We start from the raw sequence: 23548 nt of genomic DNA, 5'->3' as shown, positions 1-23548 counted from the left end.
ATTTTGAAAAGAAAAATTCCGATGATATCCAGATGGCATTTCACCCTTTGAGGAGGATGGGATGGCATCTTTTTTATGTGCAATTTTTGCATAAAGCTCTTGAAACTACATGTTGAGAAGACCGCCGCCAGATGTGGTATACTGGAGAGTATGAATGAAAGCAAAGAGGAGGTGCCTTGGAAGATGAAGGGCAAGCTAGTGCGGGCAGAAGGACCCCTTGCCAATATTATACCGATTCACTTGGATGCTTCTTTCTTTTTCGAGAGAGCTGTCCGCTCGCTGGACCGTAATCATGTTGACAAGGCATTAAAATATTTTCGTAAAGCTGTTGAATATGAACCGGAAAATCCGGTGAACCATTGCAATATGGCGGGTATATTATCTGAGAAGGGAGATTACGAGGCTTCCAATGCCGTTCTGGCGCATGTGCTGGAGGTGGTGGATCCGTCCATGACGGAATGCTACTTCTATATGGCCAACAATTATGCGAATATGGACCGGTTTGAGGAAGCGGAGCAGGCACTTGTTACGTATTTGGAGGAGGACCCACAGGGGCAGTTCATGACGGAAGCCGAAGAGATGATGGAGCTTCTGTATTATGAGCTGGATCGCCCGGCCAAGCTGAATCGGATCAAATCCCGCAAAGGTGTGGTTGAGCACGATCAGGCAAGAGAGCTGTTGGAAGAGGGGAAATTTGCTCAAGCAGCCGAACTCCTGGAGGGCATGTCACCCGACTACCCCGACTATTTGGCAGCCCGGAACAATCTTGCGCTGGCTTATTACTATATGGGACTGTTCCCCAAGGCGAGAGAGACGATTGATGAAGTGCTCGAGCAGGAGCCGGGAAACCTGCATGCCTTGTGTAATCTCGCGATCTTCCACCAGAACGAGAATCGGGCAGACCAAGTGCTATTGTTGATCAAAAAACTGCGTGTCATCATGCCTTTCCAAAAGGAACAGGTATATAAATTGGCTACCACGATGGGAATTCTCGGGCAGCATGACTCTGCCTATACCCATTTCCGCCGACTCTTGAAGGATGAAGAGACGGCAGCCGATCCGGCGCTCGCTCATTACGCGGCCGTGGCGGCGTATAATACGGAGCGTTACGACGTTGCAGAGCGGCTATGGCGCCATGTGTCCAAGCTAGATCCGGGCTCAGAGGTTTCCCAGTTCTATCTGTCTGGCCTTGATGCAGTTCGGGAAGGGGAGCTTGAGCCGGAGAAGCTCAGCTATCATTACCATCTTCCGTTTGACGAGCAATTCAGACAATGGGAGAACTATGGTAACGGTATCCCCGAAGAGATGAAAAATGACCCGCTCATCCGTTCATCGTTCTTCTGGGCGCTGCGCCATGGAGATCGTGCAACCAAGCTTCAGGTCATTCATGCCTTGGCCATGATCGGTGATTATGAGGTGCAGCAAGCCCTGCAATCCTTCGTACAAGAGCCTGATGAAGATCAGGACCTGGTTGCTGCGGCTGAATCTGTGCTGAGCGGACTCCAAATGAAAGAGCAGAATCATGGCACGAACCATGATCAACAACCGGTATCCGGTATAACAGACCGTCTTCTCCCTAAAATGCAACCAAGCACAGTGCACGCCAAGTCGGAAACGACTTCGCACTGGCAAGCCGTTGTGGAGCGCGCTCTGCAGATGACAGAAGCGAAAGCGGAGCTGCAGCAGGAGATGGAACGGATCTGGACCGATTATGTATCCAGAGTGCATCAGGATGGTCCAGGGCTCAAGCAAATTGAAGGCTGGGCTGCGGGGCTGGAATATCTCGCAGCCAAAATCCACAGTCGTCCCGTTACCTATCAGAGTATAGCGGAACGGTACGGCATATCGGCTTCAACCGTTAGCAAATACGCACGGCAGATTGTTCGGGTGTGCGGAAGCATCCCGCCAACCGTGTAGCATACTCCGGATTACATGTACCATTTTCTTGTTGGCCGTATAGATGAGCGACATTACGCGCTTGAAGACAGTTTGAGAAAGATCGGAATTTCATGAAGGATACAATTGCCTGCAAAACGGGTAAACTTAACGAATAGGCTTCGTCATATCACTCTAGAAGTTTTCCAGTCAACACACTCTCAACCTTATCAAGGAGGCTGTATCTATATGTCTAAATACAGAACGATTGTGATCGGAACCGGACCTGCAGGTTTGACGGCAGCGATATATCTGGCTCGTGCCAACCTGAACCCTTTGGTCATAGAAGGTTTGCAACCTGGAGGCCAGCTGACAACCACGACAGAGGTTGAAAACTTTCCAGGATTCCCTCAGGGCATCATGGGGCCAGAATTAATGGATAACATGCGGAAGCAAGCAGAGCGTTTTGGAGCGGAATTCAAGAATGGATGGGTAGAGGAAGTTGACTTCAGCAAGCCGCCATTCAAGGTGAAAGTCGGAGGCATTGGTGAGCTTGAGGCGGAGTCGATTATTATCTCTACCGGTGCTTCTGCCCGCTATCTCGGCATTCCGGGAGAGCAGGAGAATGTGGGGCGCGGCGTAAGTACATGCGCGACATGTGATGGATTCTTTTTCCGTGGCAAGAAAATCATTGTTGTGGGTGGCGGCGATTCCGCGATGGAGGAAGCCAGCTTCCTGACCCGTTTCGCAACAGACGTGACACTCGTTCACCGCCGGGACGAATTGCGGGCATCGAAGATCATGCAGGACCGGGCGCGCAGCAATGAGAAGGTGAAATGGGCTCTGAACCGGACACCGCTCGAAGTTGTGCCTGAGGCACTTGGTGTCAAGGGATTGAAGGTGCGCAATAACGAGACAGGTCAAGAGGAGCTGCTCGAAGCAGATGGCGTATTTGTAGCGATTGGGCACACGCCTAACACAGGCTTCCTGGGTAACCAGATTGCTCTGGATGACCACGGTTATGTTGTGGTGAAGCCAGGAACCACCGAAACGAACATTCCAGGTGTATTCGCCTGCGGTGACGTTCAGGATACGAAATATCGCCAAGCCATCACGGCTGCAGGCTCAGGCTGTATGGCGGCCATGGACTGTGAGAAGTACCTTGAAGGCAGTATTATCCACGATTGGAGCGAGACGCTGGATAAGTAAGCATGACCAAGGTAGTGCACTGCATAAACTATAAATAAGAGACAACGGGAAGTCTCATCACGTGAGAGAAGCCGGGAGGCTTCTCTTTTTTTGAAACCAAATGGACATGAGATCGTATACATAATGGGCATATTAGCTGCGAGGTGAAGATTTTGGGGGAAATGATTAAAGAGTGGTTAAAAAATGCAACAGTCAGACGCTTTTTGATTCTACTGTTGTTTTGTTTGGTCCTGTTCAGCATGGGGAGTATGCTGCACATGATCTTGCTGCTATTTTTAGTGACGTATGTCATGAATCGGTTGCAGCAGTTTATTACGGGGAAACTAAATCGGCTATTTCCGATTAATTATAAAGTCGTCGTCATACTGCTCTATCTGATCGTAATTGCAGCCATTGTGCTGGGTATATCCAGATATTCACCGAGAATTGTCAATCAGGTCATTCAGTTAACCAATGAGATTATGACATTCTTCGATACGGCCGAAGGGGATAATCTGGCAGCCAAAGTGGCCAGCTTCCTTCAATCATACGACATCAAGAACTATGCGAACGATGCGTTGAAGTATATATTTGCTCTGAGCAAATGGCTTGAGTTTATTCTGCTGGTCATCATACTCAGTCTGTTCTTCCTGCTGCAGAAGCAGGAGATCGTCAAGTTCACATCCAAGTTCAAAACGAGCAAGATCGGTTGGTTCTACAATGAAGTGGCTTATCTTGGGGACAAATTTGTATCGTCGTTTGGTAAAGTAATTGAAGCTCAGCTGATGATCGCCGTATTCAATACGGCTCTGACCATTCTGGGTCTATGGATACTCGGATTCCCGTATCTGTTTGCTCTGACGATTCTCGTATTCCTGCTGAGCCTTGTACCGGTAGCGGGCGTTATTATATCATTGGTGCCTCTGTGTCTGATCGGCTATCAAATGGGCGGAATACAGCTGAGCATTATCGTTATCGTCATGATAGTCATCATTCATGCACTGGAAACGTATTTCCTTAATCCAAAACTGATGGCACATAAGACAAAGTTGCCGATGTTTTACACGTTTATCGTACTGATTCTGTCACAGCACTTCCTGGGAATCTGGGGCCTCATTATCGGTATTCCGATCTTTGTCTTCCTGCTCGATATCCTGGATGTCAACAAAATGGAGAAGACCGAAGAACCGGTACGTGTGGAAACCAAGCTATAACGAACCGCTCGATGAATGGTATTCGTCAGGAATATACGGTTGAAAAAGTTAAAACGCCTCCCGTAAGGGGAGGCGTTTTATTTTGCGCACGGGCCAGAGGCCACATCTTTATATATGTAGTTCGCCGTGGATCGCGTCACTGGTGGATGACGCAAATCCTATTTACAACCATCCTTTCTCCTCAGCCATACTGACCGCTTCCATCCGATTTTTTGCCCCAAGCTTGTTAAAGGCTTCGGACAGATAATTACGCACGGTGCCGTACGAGAGATGGAGCGAGGTGGCGATATAATTGGCATTCATGCCGGTTGCCGCCAGTTTTAGCACTTCTTTCTCCCGCTCCGTTAAGGGATTAGCTTCCTTGGCTGCGCCAAAGACCAGTTCGGGGGACACTTCCCGTCCGCCATTCATGACACGGCGAATGGCTTCCGCCAAACGGTCACTTGGTTCGTCCTTCAGCAGGTAACCTTGCACACCGGCCTGAATGGCTCGTTCCAGGAAGCCTGGCCGGGCAAAGGTCGTAAGGATGATAATGCGGCAGGTCAGGCCAAGCTGTTGTATACGTTCTGCGACCTCAAGACCCGTCATGACAGGCATTTCAATATCCATTAGGCATAGGTCAGGCTGAAGAGAAGAGATCTGCTGAAGTGCTTCTTCTCCGTTACCTGCTTCACCGATGACTTCAAAGTCGTCTTCGAGATCAAGCAGTGACGCAAGTGCACCGCGCAGCATACGCTGGTCTTCGGCAATCATGATTCGAATCATTATTACACTCCTCCTTGGGGTTCACTGGCAATCAGCGGAAAGGAAAAGACAAGAATGGTTCCTCCTGCATCGGATGTCATCCGTAGAGAACCATCAATCAGTCCCAGACGTTCGGACATGCCCTTCAGTCCGTTGCCTGGACGTTCGGTGGAAATCATGCCATGACCATTATCCCTAACCGTGATCTGAACGCCATCGTGTGTTCGTTCCAGATGAATCAGACTCTGAGAGGCACCGCTATGTTTCACAACATTGGTTACCGCTTCAAGCATGCAGAGACTGGCCATGTTCTGGGTCAGGTCCGGCACATCGCCATACGGCCCCAGATCACCTGTTATTTGAAGCACAATGTCTGCACTCTTCAGCATCTCTTGGGCGTCGGCTAGCGCTTCAGCAATGCTGATCGCCCGCATATCAGAGACGAGCTGCCTTACTTCTCGCAGCGCTGCTCGAGAGGTACGTTCGATCTCACGCGCTTCCTGTATGGCACGTTCGGGATTTTTCGTGATCAATTTGGTGACGAGCTCGCTCTTGAGCGTGATCAAAGAGAGTGTATGTCCCATCGTATCATGCAGATCGCGGGCGATACGCATACGCTCTTCGCGTTTGATTAACTCCTTGATGTGCTGGTTGGCCTCATCCAGCTTCGCTTCCAGCTGCTGACGATCCAGCATGGTTCTGATTCCATAAGGAGATACCAGCATAATCAGGTAAAACGGAGTTAAGAAAAGGAGTTGCTCCGCAGTAAATTCCTCGATGTTAACAGCAATGGGGATGGTCTGGACGATGGCAAAAAGCAATAGAAAGCGCCGGAACTTCCGTCGATCCGTATACCATCCGATAAAGTTGGCCGAGAAAAAGCCCAGAAAGAACATGTTCGGATCAATCACAAGACTCAGTACCAGTACGGCAGCCATCTGCAGACCAAGCCAGTAGGAGAATGCGGAGGACCCAGAAGTCATATATAGCTGCCGGTAGGTCAGGATAAAAAGAATGAATACCGTAACTCCTATGTACAAATCAAGTCCCTGAGCATTCCATAAATAATAAATCGGCATGGCAAGATAGATCATCCAGATGTATGGATATATCCCGTACCGTTTAGGGAAAAGCTCAAAACGCTGAAGCATGTAGAAAATTAAGCCTCCTTTTGTTTGCTGCGGATATAGGTGGATATTAACATAAATACCGCCAAGTATGCTGCCAATAGCAGGACATCGCGCAGCTCAGGTACACCACCAGTTATAATGATCCAGGCTCCATGGCCGAAACTGTAGGAAGGCAGCCAGTGACCGATTTGTGCGAGCCAGCTCGGCATGACGTCCAGCGGCATCCACATTCCCCCAAGCAATGCCAGCGAAAGATACAGGGCGTTGCTGAGCCCGGTTGCGGTATCGACGCGGCGGAAGGTGCCAATACACGTACCCAGGGCGAGAAAGGGCAGAGAACCAGCTAAAATCCACAGAGCGGAGCCGATCCACTCGGAGGCTGTAAGGGAGACACCATTAATCAGATAGCCTGCTACAAAGATGATAACAATGGAACACAGATGCATGGCTGTCTGACCGATCATTTTGCCGCCAAAATAAATGGAGTCCGGGAGAGGAGTGACACGCAGATAGGTGACCCAGCCGTGCACTCTCTCCTGAACGAGCCGGATGCCTAGGGTCATAATGGATGAACCCATAACGCTAAAGCAGGTCATGGACATGAGGTAGTGTGCATTCCACTCCTTCGCATCAACTGCACCTGTGGTAAATATGCGAGTGTAGAGAACGTAGAAGATCACAGGCATAAGCAGTGACCAAAATACGAAGTAGACATTGCGGGACATGCGAAGCATTTCTACGCGAGATTGAGCAAACAGCATGGACATATCAGTGTTCCTCCTTCATGGTTTCGAGTAAGGTTGCGTAAGCATCGTCCAGTTGTCCGGTTTCAATACGAATTTCCCTAACTGGCAGCTGGCGTGTAATGATGACACGAATCAGAGCGTCTGTATCTTGGGTATGAAGAATACAGCGGTCTTTGCGATACTCGATCCGTTCAACTCCAGGCAGATCTTCAATCTGTATACGGATGTCCGGCGGTGCTGCATCGGGAGTTACAAGTACGTTATCCAGCTGGACGCCTGGCAGCGAGAAGGAAAGCGTCCGTTTGGCGATTCCGCTTTTGATACGATCAGGCGTACCGTCCGCAATGATTGAGCCTCCGGCGAACAGGATAATCCGGTCGGCTGCTTCATCGGCTTCCTGCAGGTAATGTGTCGTGAACAGTATCGTTTTGCCGTGCTGGGCAAGCTGGCGAATCTGCTTCCAGAAGTATCTTCGGGTCTCGGAGTCCAAGCCAACCGTAGGTTCATCGAAGAAGAGCACGTCCGGGTCACCTGCCATGGCAAGGGCGAAGTTCAGACTGCGCTTCTGACCACCGGACAGCTTCTCAGCCCTTTTGTTCATATCCTCCGGCTTTAGACCTGTCAAAGCTTCGATCTTGTCCGCATCCAGCGGGGTAGGATAGTAGCTGCGCACCATACGAATGATTTCCCGAACCTTAAGGCCGTCCATGACACTCACGTCCTGGAGCATGACACCGATGCGCTCGCGAACTTGTCTGTGGCCTGGCGGCATCCCCAGGACAGTCACTTCTCCTGAGGAGGGGGTGGACAGGCCAAGCATCATGTTCAAGGTGGTTGTTTTGCCTGCGCCGTTTGGGCCAAGGATGGCAACGATTGAGCCGCGGTCAATCTTCAGGGAAATAGGGTTAACGGCCAGCTTGCTGCCGAACCGTTTGCTGACTTGTTCAAGCTGTATGATGGTTGAATCGGTATTCATCTGTATTCACGTCCCTTGTCTGTTCTCTAAGATATTTCCATCTTACCGAACGAACTGTGACGGGATTAGTAAGAGTTGTCATGACTTTCAGGTGACAACTGTCATCTTTTACGCATGGAACGAGTGATCATGAAATATCATGAGTTGAGGCTTCGCTTTCTAGTAGGGAAGCATGAAAGCTTGCGTTTTGGTAGAAGAGAGGAGAGGTTGTATACGTATACATGATACGGATGTGATAGGGTTCACAATCGCGGCGAAGCGTTCTGTATCAATGGTCTTATCGTCTTGACCCAGGCGTATCCTTCAATTATAGTTGGTACGTAGGATTAAACTATTTTAGATAGATAAAGGTGGCTTGCGGCATGTCTGAGAAAATCTACGTTGGGGTCGATCTCGGCGGAACAGCAATCAAGGTCGGTATATGCAATGAACAAGGTCAGCTTATGCATACGTATGAAGGGCCGACAGAAGTGGATAAGGGCGTAGATACGGTCATCGCCAACATCGAGAAGTATGTCCGTCATATCGTGGCAGAATCGCCATATAGCTGGGAACAGCTTGAAGGTGTAGGGGCTGGGGTAGCCGGGTTCACGAATGTACGCGAGGGTATTATCGTTCTCGCTCCTAACATCGGATTTCGGAATGTAGCCATTCGTTCGATTCTGGAAGAGCGTCTGGGCAAGCCAGTCAAAATAGATAACGATGCTAACGTTGCTGCACTGGGTGAGGCTTGGGCAGGTGCCGGCAAAGGTGTGGAAAATTGCGTATGCTACACGCTGGGCACAGGTGTTGGCGGAGGCTTGATACTGAACGGCAAAATCTATCAGGGATTTTCCGGCATGGCGGGAGAACTGGGTCATGTCAGTGTTGTGCCTGATCTGGAAGCCATTCAATGTGGTTGTGGTAAAATGGGATGTGTTGAAACCGTATCGTCCGCAACGGGTATTATCCGTATGGCTAAGGATGCGGTAGAACGCGGCGATCATACGTCACTTGCGCTTGTGGACAAAATTGCAGCCAAGGAAGTATTCGATGCAGCCAAAGCTGGCGATGAAGTGGCTCTGCGCATCGTAAATCGTGCTGCATTCTATCTGGGTAAATCCATGGCGGCCGTTGCTGCAGTCATAAACCCGGAAATGTTCATCATCGGGGGCGGTGTATCCAAAGCCGGTAATATCCTGTTTGACGAAGTACGTGCTGTATTTGCGAAACTGACACCTGAACCGCTGCAGGAGGGTGTTCAGATCCTGGAAGCAACTCTGGGCAACGATGCGGGAATTGTTGGCGCGGCAGGACTTCTCTTGCGTTCTTAGTAACCTCGGAACCATATGATTAGGCAGCAATATGATAAGGAGGGGACATTTATGCTTGAAGGTGAAGTTTCACCGGGCACAGGCGCCACGCTCATTATCATTACGGGCATGTCCGGAGCAGGCAAAACGATTGCGGTACAGAGCCTGGAAGATCTCGGCTTTTTCTGCGTGGATAATCTGCCACCGGTGTTGATTCCGAAATTTGCGGAACTGATTGAACAATCGAACGGCAAGATCGGTAAGGTAGCCCTCGTGATTGATCTGCGGGGACGGGAATTCTTTACGGCTTTGTCCGAGTCTTTGAACTATATAAAAGATCATTTTACCATTCATTGCGAAATTTTATTCCTGGATGCTACTGATTCCGTCCTTGTACAGCGCTACAAGGAGAGCAGACGCAGACATCCGCTGGCTCCTGAGGGCATGCCGCTTGACGGCATCCGTCTGGAGCGCAAGATGCTGGAGGAGCTTAAGAATTCGGCTACCCAGGTACTGAACACAAGTACGATGAAGCCAGCGCAACTAAAAGAGCGGATTATTTCCCGCTTTTCTCATTTGGAAAGTCATATGCTGTCGGTGAATATCACGTCGTTTGGATTTAAATATGGCATTCCAATCGATGCGGATCTGGTGTTTGATGTTCGTTTCCTGCCAAATCCGCATTATATTGATCATTTGCGTCCGAATACGGGGCAGAATAGTGATGTATATGAATATGTCATGAAATGGCCTGAAACACAGTCGTTTTTGACCAAACTGCTCGATATGCTGCACTTCCTGATTCCGCAATACCGGAAGGAAGGTAAAAGTCAGGTGATTATCGGGATTGGATGTACCGGCGGCAAGCATCGTTCGGTAGCCATATCCGAATATTTGGGCAAAATGTTGGGAAGCAGCGAAACTGAAGCTGTTACCGTGAGCCATCGCGACGCTGACCGTGATCGTCATTGAAGAGGGTGAAGGGATGAAAGAAGCCGGACCACGAAGAGAACGTCCGAGAATTGTTGTAATGGGCGGCGGAACCGGGTTATCCGTGATGCTGCGCGGTTTGAAAGAGAAGCCGCTGGACATCACGGCCATCGTCACGGTTGCAGATGACGGTGGAAGTTCAGGCATCCTGCGCAACGAACTGCAAATGCCGCCTCCGGGCGACATTCGTAACGTGCTTACGGCGCTGGCTGATGTTGAGCCATTGCTATCGGATATGCTAAAATATCGTTTTAATACAGGCGCGGGGCTTGCAGGCCACAGCCTGGGTAATTTGATTTTGGCTGCAATGACGGATATTTCAGGCGACTTCGTAACCGCAGTGCGGGAACTTAGCCGCGTGTTTGCCGTTCGCGGTGAGGTTTTGCCGGCAGCTGGGCAGGCGGTTGTGCTGCATGCGGAGATGGAGGATGGCTCAATTGTTACAGGCGAGTCCAAGATCCCTGAAGCAGGCGGGCGCATTAAACGCGTTTTCCTTGAACCGGATCACGTGGAGCCGTTGCCAGAGGCTGTGGAGGCTATTCGACAAGCAGATGCCATCCTAATTGGGCCAGGCAGCTTGTATACGAGCATTCTGCCTAACTTGTTAGTTCCCAAACTGGCAGAGGCTGTCGTCGAGGCAGAGGCTGTGAAGATGTTTATATGTAATGTCATGACACAGCCTGGAGAGACGGATAACTATACGGTAAGTGACCACCTCAAGGCGGTTCATGAGCACGTGGGGCATCAGCTCTTTGACTATGTTATTGTTAATAATGGTGAAATTCCGCTGCAGGTGCAGAATAGGTATGCGGAAAAAGGAGCCAAACCGGTTGTTTTGGATATGGATGTACTTAAAAGTTCCGGCTATCAGGTGGTTGCGGATACACTTGTTCTGTTTAGAACCTATCTGCGTCATGATGCCGATAAGCTTAGTCACCACATCTATCAGCTGGTACAAAATTGGATGTTACGGAAGAGGTGAAGTCCCATGTCGTTTGCAGCACAGACCAAAAAAGAATTAACCATGATTGAGAGTGAACCGTGCTGCGAAAAGGCGGAACTTTCAGCCCTCATCCGTATGCTAGGTGCGGTGCAGTTATCGAATAAAAAAGTGATCTTGGATATTTCGACGGAGAATGCCGCGATCGCAAGACGGGCATACTCTCTGCTTAAAAAGCATTTTCAAGTGCATACGGAATTGCTTGTCCGCAAAAAAATGCGGCTGAAAAAGAACAATGTATATATTGTTCGTATTCCGTCCATGGTACAGGAGATATTAAAGGATCTGTACATTGTATCGGAAGGCTTTTTGTTTACTCCAGGAATTAATCAGGAGCTGTTACGGAAAAACTGTTGTAAACGGGCTTATCTACGCGGCGCGTTTATGGCGGGTGGCTCGGTCAACAACCCTGAAGGATCCTCGTATCACCTGGAGATCGCATCCATGTATGAAGAGCACTGTCAGGCCCTCGTGGACCTGGCTAATGAATTTCATCTCAATGCCCGGTGTATAGAACGTAAAAAAGGATTCATCCTATACATTAAGGAAGGCGAGAAAATTATTGAGCTGCTCAGCATCATTGGTGCGCATCAAGCCTTGTTCAAGTTTGAGGATGTACGGATTATGCGGGATATGCGTAATTCCGTTAACCGGATCGTCAACTGTGAGACAGCTAATCTGAACAAGACGATCGGAGCTGCAGTGAGACAGATTGATAATATCAAGCTGCTGCAAAAGGAAGTCGGTTTGGAGTCTTTGCCTGAGAAGCTGCGTGAAGTCGCAGAGGTTAGACTGGCGCATCCTGATATTAACCTGAAGGAAGTTGGCGAGCTGTTAAAAGGTACCGTCAGCAAATCGGGTGTCAACCATCGGCTTCGCAAGATTGACGAGTTGGCTGAGAAAGTGCGGAATGAACGTCACGGTTAACGGATTTGGACCTGGTTGAATAGTCAGAATTGTTCTGGTTTTTTTTCTTCTAGTGTCCTGCGCGGGTTAATGGTATAATGTTATAAATATAATTGTGTATTTAATGTCTAGATTTCTAATAGGGGGTAAGTTTCCATGACAAAGCACCCGGTAGTTGTCCGTTTGAAAACGGGTCTCCATGCCAGACCTGCGGCACTGTTCGTTCAAGAAGCGAATAAGTACTCATCTGAAGTGTTCGTCGAGAAGGACGACAAAAAAGTTAATGCAAAAAGTATCATGGGGATCATGAGCCTTGCAATCAGTACTGGTACAGAAATCCAAATTAGTGCTGAAGGCGCGGACGCCGAACAGGCTGTAAACGCTTTAGTGAGTTTGGTGAGCAAGGAAGAACTTGAAAACCAATAAGATATGATTAACATGACATGAAGAAGTCCCGCAAGGGGCTTTTTTGCGTTATAGGGATAATCAAGTGCAACATTTTGGAAAATACCTCCGTCTGTTAGGGTATCAAACTGCTTTGAGATTGAGATCTTAAATATAAGGAGGCTATGTGTAATGGGTAAACAATGGATGAAACCGCTAGGTGCGGTATTGGTGGCAGGAACATTGCTCGTTGGTGGTACAGCGTGGGTGGCACCGGGGAATTATGCTTATGCTGCAGAAGTACAAGGGGTACAGCAAAATGTGATTAATGTCGTGGGCAAAGGCGAGATTCAGGTAAAGCCGGATATCGCTTATCTATCGATCGGTGTGAATAGCACAGCTGAGACAGCAGCCTCCGCCCAGAAGGCAAATGCCGCAAAAATTCAAAAGGTATCCAACCTGCTGAAGAATACGTGGAAAATCAGTGCAGACGACATTCAGACCAGTCAATTCTATGTACAGCCAAACTATACGTATAGCGAAAAAGAAGGTCAGAAAGTTAAAGGCTATACCGCTCATCATACGCTGACGATTACGTACCGCGAAATGGACAAGATTGGTGAACTGCTGGATGCTGCTTCGCAGGCAGGTGCCAACAATATCGAGAATGTACGCTTTACGGTAGAAAATCCGGAAAACTTCGAATCACAAGTGATCGAGAAGGCAGTAGCCAATGCAGATGTGAAAGCGGGAGCGATTGCCAAAGCAGTTAAACGTCAATTGGGGGCTGTGTTATCTGTGACCCAAGGTGATGCCAACGTGCCTGTATTCTATGCAACAGAAAGTTCGGTGGCCAAGGATATGGCACAGTCTGCTGCGGGTACAGAAATTGAAACAGGTCAGGTAAAAGTGAGCACGACGCTCAACATTACGTATGAAATGAAATAAACTTAGACGTAGATGAAGATATGAAGAGACTGTGTCCATCGGGCAGGGTCTCTTTTGTTATAAACACGAGCTTTAATGAAGTTAGGTGCAAACCACCTTGCTTCAACGAGAATAATGACGATGATTTGATGTCTTTTTTGTATATTTGTTCGTGACAAAACCTTTACCAAATGGATTTGGATTGAACAACATTGTAACTGGTGCTGTAAACCTTTCCTGAATTGGGTTAATTATAATAAAGAGGTGAGCGTATGAGACATGCGATCAGGATACATACGCAATGAACCCTAGGCAAATTCGAGAGGAGTTTTATATATGACATCATGGAAAAAGTGGACAAGTGCATTACTCGCGGCAGGAATCATTGTAGGTAGTGGGGCGGTATGGCAGGATAACTCCGTGCAAGCAGCTTCGGTTACTTCCAAAGTTACGGCATCCACAGATGTGACATTAAAGTCTGCAGGCAAAACGTTGACACAAAAGGGACTTCTACAAGGTGGATCCACGTGGGTATCCCTCACTGCTGTTAAAGATGTGGCTGGTGGTACGTTAACCTATAACGCAAAAACAAAAGAGTACGCACTGACTGCAGCGAATAACACGATGAAAATCAGCCTGGCGGATGGTGAACCGTCGCTAAGAGTAAATAATTATTATCCTAACGTTGAAGCGAAGCTGATCAAAGGACGTCTGTATATTCCATTTTCAGCAATGAGAGATTATTTAGGTGTACAAGGCAGTTGGGATGGTAAAACCAAAACACTGGCACTGAGCAAAGTGAAGCAAAATAGCGTAAAAGTAAAATCAGCAACTGTGAAAGTCGACATCAAAAATGCTGAGGTAGATATTCAATATCCACAGGTGAGTGGACTTGCTAGCGATGAAGCCGAAGCGGCAATCAACAAAGTGTTGAAAGACGAAGTGGATACATTCGTAGCTGCTTTCAAGAAGCAAACGGCCGAATACGGAACGGCAGCAGCCAACCGTCCATATGCATTTGAGAGCACCTATGTGGTGACGTACAACGAAAACGGCGTGCTGGGATTGGTTACTCAGCGTTACGAGGATTATGCCGGAGCGCACGGGATGACTACACGGACAGGTCACACCTTTGCGCTTGATACAGGTAAAGAGCTGAGTCTTGATGATGTGCTGCAAAACAACAAGACGATGCGCGATACACTTGGCAAAAAAGTTGGTGAACAGCTTAAAGCTCGCGGTGGTTACCTGGACGGCTATAAAGGGCTGAACAAGGATCAGGACTTCTATGTAACACCTACAGGGGTAGTTGTCTTCTTCCAACTGTACGAATACACTGCTTATGCAGAAGGTTTCCCGGAATTCCCGTTTACGTACAAAGAGTTGCTCCCTAAAGGTACACAGCCATTCAGTGGACTTGCAGCAAAGTAATTATTCGATATCATTCTTAAAAAAAAGAGCGCCCCTCGTCATGTTGATGACAAGGGGCGCTTCTTTGTAGTAGGAACAGGTCAATCAGATTGGCCTGTTCCTATCTTCAATATACAGTTACCTCGGCTTATACGCCTTGGGAGCCAACGTTTTCGATGACTTTATCAATGATACCGTAATCGGCAGCTTCAGCAGCACTCATGAAGTAGTCACGGTCTGTATCTTTCTCGATGCGCTCCAGTGGTTGACCTGTGCGCTCAGCGATGATGCGGTTCAAGGTATCACGCATTTTCAGAATGCGGCGGGCACGGATTTCGATATCCGAAGCCTGACCTTGTGCGCCGCCCAGCGGCTGGTGAATCATGATCTCACTATTAGGCAGTGCAAAACGTTTGCCTTTTGCACCTGCATTGAGCAAGAAAGCGCCCATGGAAGCAGCCATACCTACACAGATCGTAGATACATCAGGTTTGATAAATTGCATTGTATCGTAAATGGCCATACCGGCTGTAATGGATCCGCCTGGGCTGTTGATGTATAGATGAATGTCTTTCTCCGGATCTTCCGCAGCGAGGAACAACATCTGTGCCATGATGGCATTCGCAACAACGTCATTTACATCGCTGCCTAGAAAGATAATACGATCCTTCAGCAATCTGGAATAGATGTCATAGGCGCGCTCACCGCGGTTGCTCTGTTCAACGACCATAGGAATATAACTCACGTGAAAAACCTCCTCGGAAATGTACATGGAATAGTGTATCTATTTAAACTGTTACCGTATTACCCACATCATAAACAATTTCAAACAAAAAGTCAAAGAAAGTCAAACTAACTTTGAAAAAAAAGAAACCTTTACGGTTCCATTGGTTAAAAGGGGTATGAGTTGCTAATCAAGAATGGCGCGCCCGCCAAGAATCGAACTTGGATCTCAGGCTTCGGAGGCCTACGTCATATCCATTGGACCACGGGCGCACGTTGATGTGACAGCAATAATGATTATAGCTCATGGGATTCTGAAATGCAAGAGATATGATCAAGCTTATGGTTTGGATTGACCTGAAATTGATCATGATGATGAAGAATGGATAAAGAGAGCATTTAAGTAAATGCTAAGAGAAGTTTTGGACAGGTTGCATGAAGCGCGATCCTGGAGTCAATAGAAGCGATATATAGATGAGAATTTTGGTTTTCTTCTATATATGGTATGAATGTGGGTGCACTTTCCGGTGGAAGTTGGAGATTGTGAAAATAAGCGCGTACAATGGCCCGAAACGTTGTGAAATAAGGCTTTTGAAACACTTGCATGTCACGTCAGTTTTAGGTAGAATAGACGTGGGACTTAAAAAGTTAACCCGGGACATTTTAGGGCCATGAAAGAGAGCTTGGAACGAGAAGCTTGCGGGAGTGGAAAGCATGCGAACGATTTTAGAAGTGCAAAAGCAGCTTCTGCCTGATCTCATGGATGTCTTGAAAAAGAGGTATACGATTCTGCACCAGATCATGTTATCGGATGTGATCGGGAGAAGGACGTTAGCCAATTCCATGCAGATGACCGAGCGGGTTCTGAGGGCTGAGACCGATTTGTTAAAGGCTCAGGGACTTATTGAAATTGACAGTGCAGGGATGAAGATCAGTGAGGCAGGGCATGATTTGCTGCAGCAGTTAGAGCCAGTAGCCAAAGAGCTGTTCGGATTATCCGAGCTGGAAGAACGCATCAAGCAAGCCTACGGTCTGCAAAAGGTAGTTGTCGTTCCCGGCGATTCGGACATTTCTCCATTTGCCAAACGGGAACTGGGTAAGGCTGGAGCGAAGGCTCTTAGTCAAGTAATGAATGATAACGACGTTGTTGCCGTTACAGGCGGATCAACAACGGCAGGAGTAGCAGAGCAGCTGACTCCGCCAACATCACTTAAAGGTGTCTGGTTCGTACCGGCACGCGGCGGTTTGGGAGAAAGCCTCGAAATTCAGGCCAATACGATTGCATCGACGATGGCAAAACGGGTAGGAGCACAATATAAACTCCTGCATGTACCGGATTTGCTTAGTGATCATGCCTATGAGTCGTTAATTCAGGACCCTAGCGTTCAGGAGATTCTTCAGCTGATCAGACAGTCACGCATCGTAATTCACGGAATCGGTGATGCCGTGGAGATGGCGCGAAGACGCAAACTTGCAACGGAGATCATTGAAGAGCTTCAGGAGCAAGGAGCTGTATCTGAATCCTTCGGTTATTATTTTAACGATCAGGGTGAAGTGGTACATACCATGCTCACTCTGGGTATGCGACTTCAGGATATTGAACGGACCGATGTGGTGATTGGAATTGCGGGCGGCAAAAGCAAGGCGGCTGCCATTCATTCCGTACTGCGATTCGGACAGGAAGATATTCTGATTATTGATGAGGCAGCTGCCGAAGTCATCGTTGCCGAAATGGAATAAAGATCTTCTTTTACCACAACTCTTGTTGTCTTGACGGACTTCACCGTCTGTCTTGAATATATAGCTTCATAAAAAAATTAAATCAAAACTTGGGAGGAACTTACTCATGATTAAAGTAGGTATTAACGGTTTTGGACGTATTGGTCGCTTGGCATTCCGCCGTATTCAAAATGTAGAGGGCATTGAAGTAGTAGCAATCAACGACTTGACTGACGCTAAAATGCTGGCTCATTTGCTTAAATATGATACAACTCAAGGTCGCTTCGATGGCGATGTTGAAGTACACGACGGCTTCTTCAAAGTGAACGGCAAAGAAGTTAAAGTACTGGCTAACCGTAACCCAGAAGAACTTCCTTGGGGCGACCTGGGCGTAGACATCGTTCTGGAATGTACTGGATTCTTCACAACGAAAGAAGCAGCTGAGAAGCACCTTAAAGGCGGCGCTAAAAAAGTTGTTATCTCTGCACCAGCTACTGGCGACATGAAAACCATCGTTTACAACGTAAACCATGAAATCCTCGACGGTACTGAAACTGTAATCTCCGGCGCATCTTGCACAACAAACTGCCTGGCTCCTATGGCAAAAACACTGCAAGACAAATTCGGAATCGTTCAAGGTTTGATGACTACAATTCACGCTTACACTGGCGACCAAAACACATTGGATGCTCCACACCCTAAAGGTGACTTCCGTCGTGCTCGCGCAGCAGCTGAAAACATCATCCCTAACACAACTGGTGCTGCTAAAGCAATCGGTTTGGTTATCCCTGAACTGCAAGGTAAACTCGACGGTGCAGCTCAACGTGTACCAGTAGCTACTGGTTCCCTGACTGAGCTCGTAACTGTTCTTGGACAAAAAGTAACTGCTGATGAAGTTAACGCAGCAATGAAAGAAGCTTCCGATCCACAAACTTTCGGATACACTGAAGACGAAATCGTATCTTCCGATATCCAAGGTATCACTTTCGGTTCCCTGTTTGATGCAACTCAAACTAAAGTTCTGACTGTTGGCGACCAACAACTGGTTAAAACTGTAGCTTGGTATGACAACGAAATGTCCTACACAGCTCAATTGGTTCGCACTTTGGAGCACTTTGCAAAAATGATTAAGTAATATCTGCAATAACATAGAGCGGAAACAGATGCTATTGTTTCCGCTCTTTATCTATCAACATTTTGCAAATTTCTCAAAAACACCAGGATTGACAGGGGATTTGGGCTCCTGATCGGTCCACCAAATACATGGGTGCGGAGGAAATACAGATGAACAAAAAAAGTGTACGCGATATCGAATTGACAGGAAAACGGGCTTTTGTCCGTGTAGATTTCAATGTGCCGCTCGAAGATGGTAAAATTACAGATGACAAACGTATTCGTGCAACACTGCCAACGATCAACTACTTGATCGAAAAAGGTGCGAAAGTCATTCTTGCGAGCCACATGGGTCGTCCAAATGGCGAAGTTGTGGAATCCTTGCGTTTGACTCCAGCGGCTGAGCGTTTGTCCGAGCTGCTTGGTAAAAAAGTGGTTAAAGCTGACGATTCCATCGGTGAAACCGTTAAAGCGCAAGTTGCTGAACTGAACAATGGTGACGTATTGTTGCTTGAAAACGTTCGTTTCCATGCAGGCGAAGAGAAAAACGATCCAGAACTCGCAAAACAATTTGCTGAACTGGCTGACGTTTTCGTTAACGATGCTTTCGGAGCAGCTCACAGAGCACATGCTTCAACAGAAGGTATCGCTCACTTGCTGCCAGCAGTATCCGGTCTGTTGATGGAGAAAGAACTTGACGTGCTCGGCAAAGCCATTTCCAACCCTGAGCGTCCTTTCACTGCAATCATTGGTGGATCCAAAGTTAAGGACAAAATCGATGTAATCGACAACCTGCTTAACATTGCAGACAACGTAATCATCGGTGGAGGATTGTCCTATACATTCATGAAGGCTCAAGGCCACGAAGTAGGCCAATCCCTGTTGGATGAGTCCAAACTGGATGTAGCTCTGGGCTTCATCGAAAAAGCGAAAAAACTGGGTAAAAACTTCTATCTGCCAGTAGATATCGTCATTTCTGATGATTTCAGCGCTAACGCAAACACAAAAGTGGTTGAAGTTGGCGACATCCCTGCAGATTGGGAAGGTATCGACATCGGTCCTAAAACACGTGAGATCTATGCTGACGTTGTTAAAAACTCCAAACTTGTTGTATGGAACGGACCAATGGGCGTATTCGAAATCGAGCCTTTCTCCCACGGTACTCGTGCAGTGGCGGAAGCTTGTGCAACAACCGATGCTTACACAGTAATTGGTGGTGGCGACTCCGCAGCAGCAGCTGAGAAGTTCAAACTGGCTGATAAAATGGACCACATCTCCACAGGTGGCGGTGCATCGCTGGAATTCATGGAAGGCAAAGTGCTTCCAGGCGTAGTTGCATTGAACGACAAGTAAGTTTTAAGTTATAGCATGAAGGAGTTGAAAACCATGAGAACACCGATTATCGCAGGTAACTGGAAAATGTTCAAAACGGTTTCCGAATCCAATGACTTCATTCAGGAAGTTAAAGGAAAAGCGGAAGTTGAAGGCGTAGAGACTGTAATCTGTGCACCGTTTACGAATCTGCCTACATTGGTAGAAGCTGTGAAAGGCACAAACATCAAAATTGGTGCTCAAAATCTTCACTTTGAAGACAACGGTGCATTCACTGGTGAAATCAGCGGCGTAATGCTGAAAGACCTGGGCGTGGATTATGTAATCATTGGTCACTCGGAGCGCCGTCAATATTTTGCGGAAACCGATGAGACTGTCAATAAAAAATTGCATGCAGCATTCCGTCACGGGTTGACTCCAATCTTCTGTCTTGGTGAGACACTTGAAGAGCGCGAAGCGAACCAAACAAAAGACGTATGCAAAGTGCAAACGGAAGCTGCTTTTGCAGGTTTGTCTGCAGATCAAGCGGCACAAGTGGTTATCGCTTATGAACCAATCTGGGCGATTGGTACAGGTAAATCCTCCACATCCCAAGATGCGAATGAAGTTATTGCTTACATCCGCAGCCTGGTGAAGGATCTGTACGACGAGAAGGTTGCAAGTGCAGTTCGTATTCAATACGGCGGCAGTGTTAAACCAGAGAACGTAACAGAATACCTCGGACAAAGCGACATCGACGGCGCGCTTGTTGGCGGTGCCAGCTTGCAGCCGGCTTCGTTCATCGCGCTTGTTGAGGGGGCGAAGTAATGACAGCTCCAAAACCTGTAGCACTGATCATCATGGATGGCTTTGGTCTTCGTAACACGGTGGAAGGCAACGCGGTAGCGCAAGCCAAAAAGCCGAACTACGATCGCTTCATGAGCCAATTCCCACACACAACTCTCACTGCTTGCGGTGAAGCTGTAGGTTTGCCAGAAGGGCAAATGGGGAACTCCGAGGTAGGTCACCTGAACATTGGTGCCGGCCGGATCGTATACCAGGATTTGACCCGTATCTCCAAATCAATTCGTGACGGAGAGTTCTTCGACAACGAAACACTTGTCAAAGCTGTGCGCGAAGCGAAACAAAACGGCAAAAAGCTTCACCTATACGGATTGTTGTCTGATGGCGGCGTACATAGTCACATCGACCACCTGTTTGCCATGCTGGATCTGGCCAAAAAAGAAGGAATGAATGACGTTTATATTCATGCCTTCCTGGATGGCCGTGACGTTATGCCGGATAGCGGTAAAGACTTCATGAAGAAGCTGATCGCCAAAATTGAGGAAGTCGGTGTAGGACAAATCGCTACGGTTCAAGGTCGCTACTACGCGATGGACCGTGACAAACGTTGGGAACGTGTTGAGAAATCATATCGTGCCATCGTTTATGGTGATGGACCAAAATACAACGACCCACTCAGAGCGGTTGAAGAATCGTATGAGAAGTCCGTATTTGACGAATTCGTTGAGCCAACGGTTATCGTTAAAGCGGATGGTGAGCCGGTAGGTTTGGTGGAAAGCGGCGATTCCGTTATCTTCCTGAACTTCCGTCCTGACCGTGCGATTCAGCTGTCGCAAGTATTCACGAACAAGGATTTCCGTGGTTTCGACCGCGGTCCGAAATTCCCAGAAGGCTTGCACTTTGTCTGCCTGACGTTGTTCAGTGAAACGGTTGAAGGTTATGTGGCTTACTCGCCTAAAAACCTCGACAATACACTGGGTGAAGTTCTGGTTCAGAATAACAAGAAACAGCTGCGTATTGCTGAAACCGAGAAATACCCGCACGTTACCTTCTTCTTCAGCGGTGGACGCGACGTTGAGCTTCCAGGCGAAACTCGCGTGCTGATCAACTCACCAAAAGTTGCAACGTACGATCTGCAACCGGAGATGAGTGCTTACGAAGTAGCGGATGCATGTGTTCGCGAGATTGAAGCGGACAAACATGATGCGATCATTCTGAACTTCGCCAACCCGGATATGGTTGGACACTCCGGCATGCTGGAGCCTACTATTAAGGCGGTTGAAGTGACAGATGAGTGCATGGGACGTGTTGTTGATGCAGTGCTTGCCAAAGGCGGCGTGGTACTCATCACAGCAGACCATGGTAACGCGGATATGGTATTCGATGAGCAAGGACGTCCGTTCACTGCTCATACAACGAACCCGGTTCCATTTATCGTTACAGACGCTAACGTAACCTTGCGTGAAGGTGGAATCCTGGCCGATATCGCGCCAACGATTCTGGACCTGATGCAATTGCCTAAACCGGAAGAAATGACAGGTACTTCTGTCATCGCTACCCGTAAATAATTCGTTTTAATAGGTTGTTGAATAAGACAAAGTGGAACCTGGAACGAAGCAGGCGGAACCAATCTGAAGAAGCAACGCGTTCGCCTTTATCACATGATTCCAACTTATGACGATAAGTTCAAAGGAATCAGGGGATAACAGCGATCGGAAGATGGTACTGCATGCGGAGTGGTCTGGTGAAACTCAATTATTCTGAACGTATTAAAAATAAATTCAAATTAAAAGGAGATTATCACTCATGACTATTATTTCTGACGTGTACGCTCGCGAAGTCCTCGACTCCCGCGGTAACCCTACAGTTGAAGTTGAAGTATACCTGGAGTCCGGCGCAATCGGACGCGCAATCGTTCCATCTGGTGCATCCACTGGTGCCCACGAAGCTGTTGAGCTTCGCGATGGTGACAAATCCCGCTACCTGGGTAAAGGCGTTCTGCAAGCTGTTAAGAACGTAAACGAAACAATCGCTCCAGAAGTAATCGGTATGGACGCTTTGGATCAACTGGGTATCGACAAAATGATGATCGCTTTGGATGGTACGCCAAACAAAGGTAAACTGGGTGCTAACGCAATCCTGGCTGTGTCCATGGCTGTAGCTCGCGCAGCTGCTGACGCTCTGGACCTGCCACTGTATGTTTACCTGGGCGGATTCAACGCTAAAGCACTGCCAGTACCAATGATGAACATCATCAACGGTGGTGAGCATGCTGACAACAACATCGACGTTCAAGAGTTCATGGTTCTTCCTGTTGGAGCACCAACGTTCAAAGAAGCTCTTCGCGTAGGCGCAGAAATCTTCCACAACCTGAAATCCGTACTGAGCTCCAAAGGCCTGAACACAGCTGTGGGTGACGAAGGTGGTTTCGCACCGAACCTTGGTTCGAACGAAGAAGCAATCACTACAATCATCGAAGCGATTGAAAAAGCTGGATACAAACCAGGTGTTGACGTATTCCTGGGTATGGACGTAGCTTCCACTGAGTTCTACAAAGATGGTAAGTACACGCTTGCTGGCGAAGGTAAATCTTACACTTCCGCTGAGTATGTTGACCTTCTGGCTTCATGGGTTGAGAAATACCCAATCATCACAATCGAAGACGGTATGTCCGAAGACGACTGGGATGGCTGGAAATTGCTCACAGAGAAACTGGGAGACAAAGTACAACTCGTTGGTGACGACTTGTTCGTAACGAACACTGAACGTCTGGAAAAAGGTATCAACGAAGGTATTGGTAACTCCATCCTGATCAAAGTTAACCAAATCGGTACACTCACTGAAACATTCGATGCAATCGAAATGGCTAAACGTGCAGGATACACAGCTGTAATCTCCCACCGTTCCGGTGAGTCCGAAGACAGCACAATCGCTGACATCGCGGTTGCAACAAATGCAGGACAAATCAAAACAGGTGCACCTTCCCGTACAGACCGTATCGCGAAGTACAACCAATTGCTCCGCATCGAGGATCAACTGGGCGAACTGGCTCAATACAATGGTCTTAAAGGATTCTACAACCTTAAAAAATAAGCT

21 protein-coding genes and 1 tRNA gene are annotated in these 23548 nt (G+C 47.9%); 16 read left to right on the top strand and 6 right to left on the bottom strand.

Features of this window, described 5'->3' with window-relative positions; translation table 11 throughout:
• Positions 1–183: 183 nt before the first annotated feature.
• The 3 genes from CHH60_RS27225 to CHH60_RS27215 all read left to right on the top strand — a co-directional run bounded on the left by CHH60_RS27225 (position 184) and on the right by CHH60_RS27215 (position 4277).
• Positions 184–1917 carry a tetratricopeptide repeat protein gene (locus CHH60_RS27225; RefSeq protein ID WP_095362043.1) on the top strand — a complete coding sequence of 578 codons (1734 nt, stop codon included), beginning with the start codon at positions 184–186 and terminating at the stop codon, positions 1915–1917.
• Positions 1918–2124: 207 nt separating this feature from the next.
• Entirely contained in the window at positions 2125–3084 is a 960-nt protein-coding gene (gene trxB / locus CHH60_RS27220; protein WP_095293000.1) for a thioredoxin-disulfide reductase, read from the top strand.
• A 161-nt stretch (positions 3085–3245) separates the two neighbouring features.
• Positions 3246–4277, top strand: a complete 1032-nt coding sequence (locus CHH60_RS27215; RefSeq protein ID WP_095362072.1) for an AI-2E family transporter — start codon at positions 3246–3248, stop codon at positions 4275–4277.
• A 162-nt stretch (positions 4278–4439) separates the two neighbouring features.
• Here the strand turns inward: CHH60_RS27215 and CHH60_RS27210 are convergent, their stop codons facing one another.
• From CHH60_RS27210 to CHH60_RS27195, 4 genes are read right to left on the bottom strand one after another with little or no spacing between them, the layout of a single operon-like run.
• Positions 4440–5042 (bottom strand): response regulator transcription factor, encoded by a 603-nt coding sequence (locus tag CHH60_RS27210; RefSeq protein ID WP_095362042.1) that lies wholly within the window; start codon positions 5040–5042, stop codon positions 4440–4442.
• A gap of 2 nt (positions 5043–5044) precedes the next feature.
• Positions 5045–6172, bottom strand: a complete 1128-nt coding sequence (locus CHH60_RS27205; protein WP_176476232.1) for a sensor histidine kinase — start codon at positions 6170–6172, stop codon at positions 5045–5047.
• An 8-nt stretch (positions 6173–6180) separates the two neighbouring features.
• Positions 6181–6918, bottom strand: coding sequence for an ABC transporter permease (locus CHH60_RS27200; protein WP_095362041.1), 738 nt, complete (start codon positions 6916–6918; stop codon positions 6181–6183).
• A gap of 1 nt (position 6919) precedes the next feature.
• Complete coding sequence (locus CHH60_RS27195) at positions 6920–7873, bottom strand: ABC transporter ATP-binding protein (RefSeq protein WP_095362040.1); 954 nt, start codon at positions 7871–7873, stop codon at positions 6920–6922.
• Between the two features lie 362 nt (positions 7874–8235).
• Here CHH60_RS27195 and CHH60_RS27190 point away from each other — a divergent pair, with 362 nt between their 5' ends.
• From CHH60_RS27190 to CHH60_RS27160, 7 genes are all read left to right on the top strand, one after another.
• The gene (locus tag CHH60_RS27190; RefSeq protein WP_095362039.1) at positions 8236–9186 is read left to right on the top strand and encodes an ROK family glucokinase; all 951 of its coding nucleotides are present in this window, start codon (positions 8236–8238) and stop codon (positions 9184–9186) included.
• Positions 9187–9237: 51 nt separating this feature from the next.
• Positions 9238–10137, top strand: a complete 900-nt coding sequence (gene rapZ, locus CHH60_RS27185; protein WP_095293011.1) for an RNase adapter RapZ — start codon at positions 9238–9240, stop codon at positions 10135–10137.
• Positions 10138–10150: 13 nt separating this feature from the next.
• Complete coding sequence (locus CHH60_RS27180) at positions 10151–11137, top strand: gluconeogenesis factor YvcK family protein (RefSeq protein WP_095293013.1); 987 nt, start codon at positions 10151–10153, stop codon at positions 11135–11137.
• A gap of 6 nt (positions 11138–11143) precedes the next feature.
• On the top strand, positions 11144–12082 hold the full coding sequence (gene whiA, locus CHH60_RS27175; RefSeq protein ID WP_095293015.1) for a DNA-binding protein WhiA: 939 nt from the start codon (positions 11144–11146) through the stop codon (positions 12080–12082).
• A gap of 135 nt (positions 12083–12217) precedes the next feature.
• A complete protein-coding gene (locus CHH60_RS27170; RefSeq protein WP_017691248.1) occupies positions 12218–12487 on the top strand; it encodes an HPr family phosphocarrier protein in 270 nt (89 codons plus the stop codon).
• 150 nt (positions 12488–12637) lie between these two features.
• Positions 12638–13393 carry an SIMPL domain-containing protein gene (locus CHH60_RS27165; RefSeq protein WP_095362038.1) on the top strand — a complete coding sequence of 252 codons (756 nt, stop codon included), beginning with the start codon at positions 12638–12640 and terminating at the stop codon, positions 13391–13393.
• Between the two features lie 315 nt (positions 13394–13708).
• Positions 13709–14803 carry a PdaC/SigV domain-containing protein gene (locus CHH60_RS27160; RefSeq protein WP_095362037.1) on the top strand — a complete coding sequence of 365 codons (1095 nt, stop codon included), beginning with the start codon at positions 13709–13711 and terminating at the stop codon, positions 14801–14803.
• A gap of 127 nt (positions 14804–14930) precedes the next feature.
• Here CHH60_RS27160 and clpP read toward each other — a convergent pair whose 3' ends face one another.
• Positions 14931–15527: an ATP-dependent Clp endopeptidase proteolytic subunit ClpP gene (gene clpP / locus CHH60_RS27155; RefSeq protein ID WP_095362036.1), complete on the bottom strand. Its 597-nt coding sequence runs from the start codon at positions 15525–15527 to the stop codon at positions 14931–14933.
• Positions 15528–15703: 176 nt separating this feature from the next.
• Positions 15704–15778, bottom strand: a tRNA-Arg gene (locus CHH60_RS27150).
• A gap of 441 nt (positions 15779–16219) precedes the next feature.
• Here CHH60_RS27150 and CHH60_RS27145 point away from each other — a divergent pair.
• The 6 genes from CHH60_RS27145 to eno all read left to right on the top strand — a co-directional run bounded on the left by CHH60_RS27145 (position 16220) and on the right by eno (position 23545).
• Positions 16220–17245, top strand: a complete 1026-nt coding sequence (locus tag CHH60_RS27145; protein WP_095362035.1) for a sugar-binding transcriptional regulator — start codon at positions 16220–16222, stop codon at positions 17243–17245.
• A gap of 106 nt (positions 17246–17351) precedes the next feature.
• Entirely contained in the window at positions 17352–18359 is a 1008-nt protein-coding gene (gap, locus tag CHH60_RS27140) for a type I glyceraldehyde-3-phosphate dehydrogenase (protein ID WP_095293026.1), read from the top strand.
• A 149-nt stretch (positions 18360–18508) separates the two neighbouring features.
• Entirely contained in the window at positions 18509–19690 is a 1182-nt protein-coding gene (locus CHH60_RS27135; protein WP_095362034.1) for a phosphoglycerate kinase, read from the top strand.
• A 33-nt stretch (positions 19691–19723) separates the two neighbouring features.
• Positions 19724–20476, top strand: a complete 753-nt coding sequence (gene tpiA, locus CHH60_RS27130; protein WP_095293028.1) for a triose-phosphate isomerase — start codon at positions 19724–19726, stop codon at positions 20474–20476.
• Positions 20476–22020 (top strand): 2,3-bisphosphoglycerate-independent phosphoglycerate mutase, encoded by a 1545-nt coding sequence (gene gpmI / locus CHH60_RS27125; RefSeq protein WP_095362033.1) that lies wholly within the window; start codon positions 20476–20478, stop codon positions 22018–22020. The genes tpiA and gpmI overlap by 1 nt, the downstream gene beginning before the upstream one ends.
• A 238-nt stretch (positions 22021–22258) precedes the next feature.
• Positions 22259–23545 (top strand): phosphopyruvate hydratase, encoded by a 1287-nt coding sequence (gene eno, locus CHH60_RS27120; RefSeq protein WP_095293032.1) that lies wholly within the window; start codon positions 22259–22261, stop codon positions 23543–23545.
• Positions 23546–23548 lie beyond the last annotated feature (3 nt).

The organism is Paenibacillus sp. 7523-1, from assembly GCF_002276415.1.
In the GTDB taxonomy this organism is placed as follows: Bacteria; Bacillota; Bacilli; order Paenibacillales; family Paenibacillaceae; genus Paenibacillus; species Paenibacillus illinoisensis_A.
This window is presented reverse-complemented; position numbering and strand designations above follow the sequence as displayed.

What these genes read in the sequence shown, in the direction of transcription:
- gap (WP_095293026.1), top strand. Translation starts at nt 17,352, where the DNA reads ATGATTAAAGTAGGTATTAACGGTTTTGGACGTATTGGTCGCTTGGCA.
- CHH60_RS27170 (WP_017691248.1), top strand. Translation starts at nt 12,218, where the DNA reads ATGACAAAGCACCCGGTAGTTGTCCGTTTGAAAACGGGTCTCCATGCC.
- CHH60_RS27205 (WP_176476232.1), bottom strand. Translation starts at nt 6,172, where the DNA reads ATGCTTCAGCGTTTTGAGCTTTTCCCTAAACGGTACGGGATATATCCA.
- rapZ (WP_095293011.1), top strand. Translation starts at nt 9,238, where the DNA reads ATGCTTGAAGGTGAAGTTTCACCGGGCACAGGCGCCACGCTCATTATC.
- CHH60_RS27190 (WP_095362039.1), top strand. Translation starts at nt 8,236, where the DNA reads ATGTCTGAGAAAATCTACGTTGGGGTCGATCTCGGCGGAACAGCAATC.
- gpmI (WP_095362033.1), top strand. Translation starts at nt 20,476, where the DNA reads ATGACAGCTCCAAAACCTGTAGCACTGATCATCATGGATGGCTTTGGT.
- CHH60_RS27225 (WP_095362043.1), top strand. Translation starts at nt 184, where the DNA reads ATGAAGGGCAAGCTAGTGCGGGCAGAAGGACCCCTTGCCAATATTATA.
- CHH60_RS27165 (WP_095362038.1), top strand. Translation starts at nt 12,638, where the DNA reads ATGGGTAAACAATGGATGAAACCGCTAGGTGCGGTATTGGTGGCAGGA.
- tpiA (WP_095293028.1), top strand. Translation starts at nt 19,724, where the DNA reads ATGAGAACACCGATTATCGCAGGTAACTGGAAAATGTTCAAAACGGTT.
- CHH60_RS27200 (WP_095362041.1), bottom strand. Translation starts at nt 6,918, where the DNA reads ATGTCCATGCTGTTTGCTCAATCTCGCGTAGAAATGCTTCGCATGTCC.
- CHH60_RS27210 (WP_095362042.1), bottom strand. Translation starts at nt 5,042, where the DNA reads ATGATTCGAATCATGATTGCCGAAGACCAGCGTATGCTGCGCGGTGCA.
- CHH60_RS27215 (WP_095362072.1), top strand. Translation starts at nt 3,246, where the DNA reads ATGATTAAAGAGTGGTTAAAAAATGCAACAGTCAGACGCTTTTTGATT.
- eno (WP_095293032.1), top strand. Translation starts at nt 22,259, where the DNA reads ATGACTATTATTTCTGACGTGTACGCTCGCGAAGTCCTCGACTCCCGC.
- CHH60_RS27145 (WP_095362035.1), top strand. Translation starts at nt 16,220, where the DNA reads ATGCGAACGATTTTAGAAGTGCAAAAGCAGCTTCTGCCTGATCTCATG.
- CHH60_RS27160 (WP_095362037.1), top strand. Translation starts at nt 13,709, where the DNA reads ATGACATCATGGAAAAAGTGGACAAGTGCATTACTCGCGGCAGGAATC.
- trxB (WP_095293000.1), top strand. Translation starts at nt 2,125, where the DNA reads ATGTCTAAATACAGAACGATTGTGATCGGAACCGGACCTGCAGGTTTG.
- CHH60_RS27180 (WP_095293013.1), top strand. Translation starts at nt 10,151, where the DNA reads ATGAAAGAAGCCGGACCACGAAGAGAACGTCCGAGAATTGTTGTAATG.
- CHH60_RS27135 (WP_095362034.1), top strand. Translation starts at nt 18,509, where the DNA reads ATGAACAAAAAAAGTGTACGCGATATCGAATTGACAGGAAAACGGGCT.
- whiA (WP_095293015.1), top strand. Translation starts at nt 11,144, where the DNA reads ATGTCGTTTGCAGCACAGACCAAAAAAGAATTAACCATGATTGAGAGT.
- CHH60_RS27195 (WP_095362040.1), bottom strand. Translation starts at nt 7,873, where the DNA reads ATGAATACCGATTCAACCATCATACAGCTTGAACAAGTCAGCAAACGG.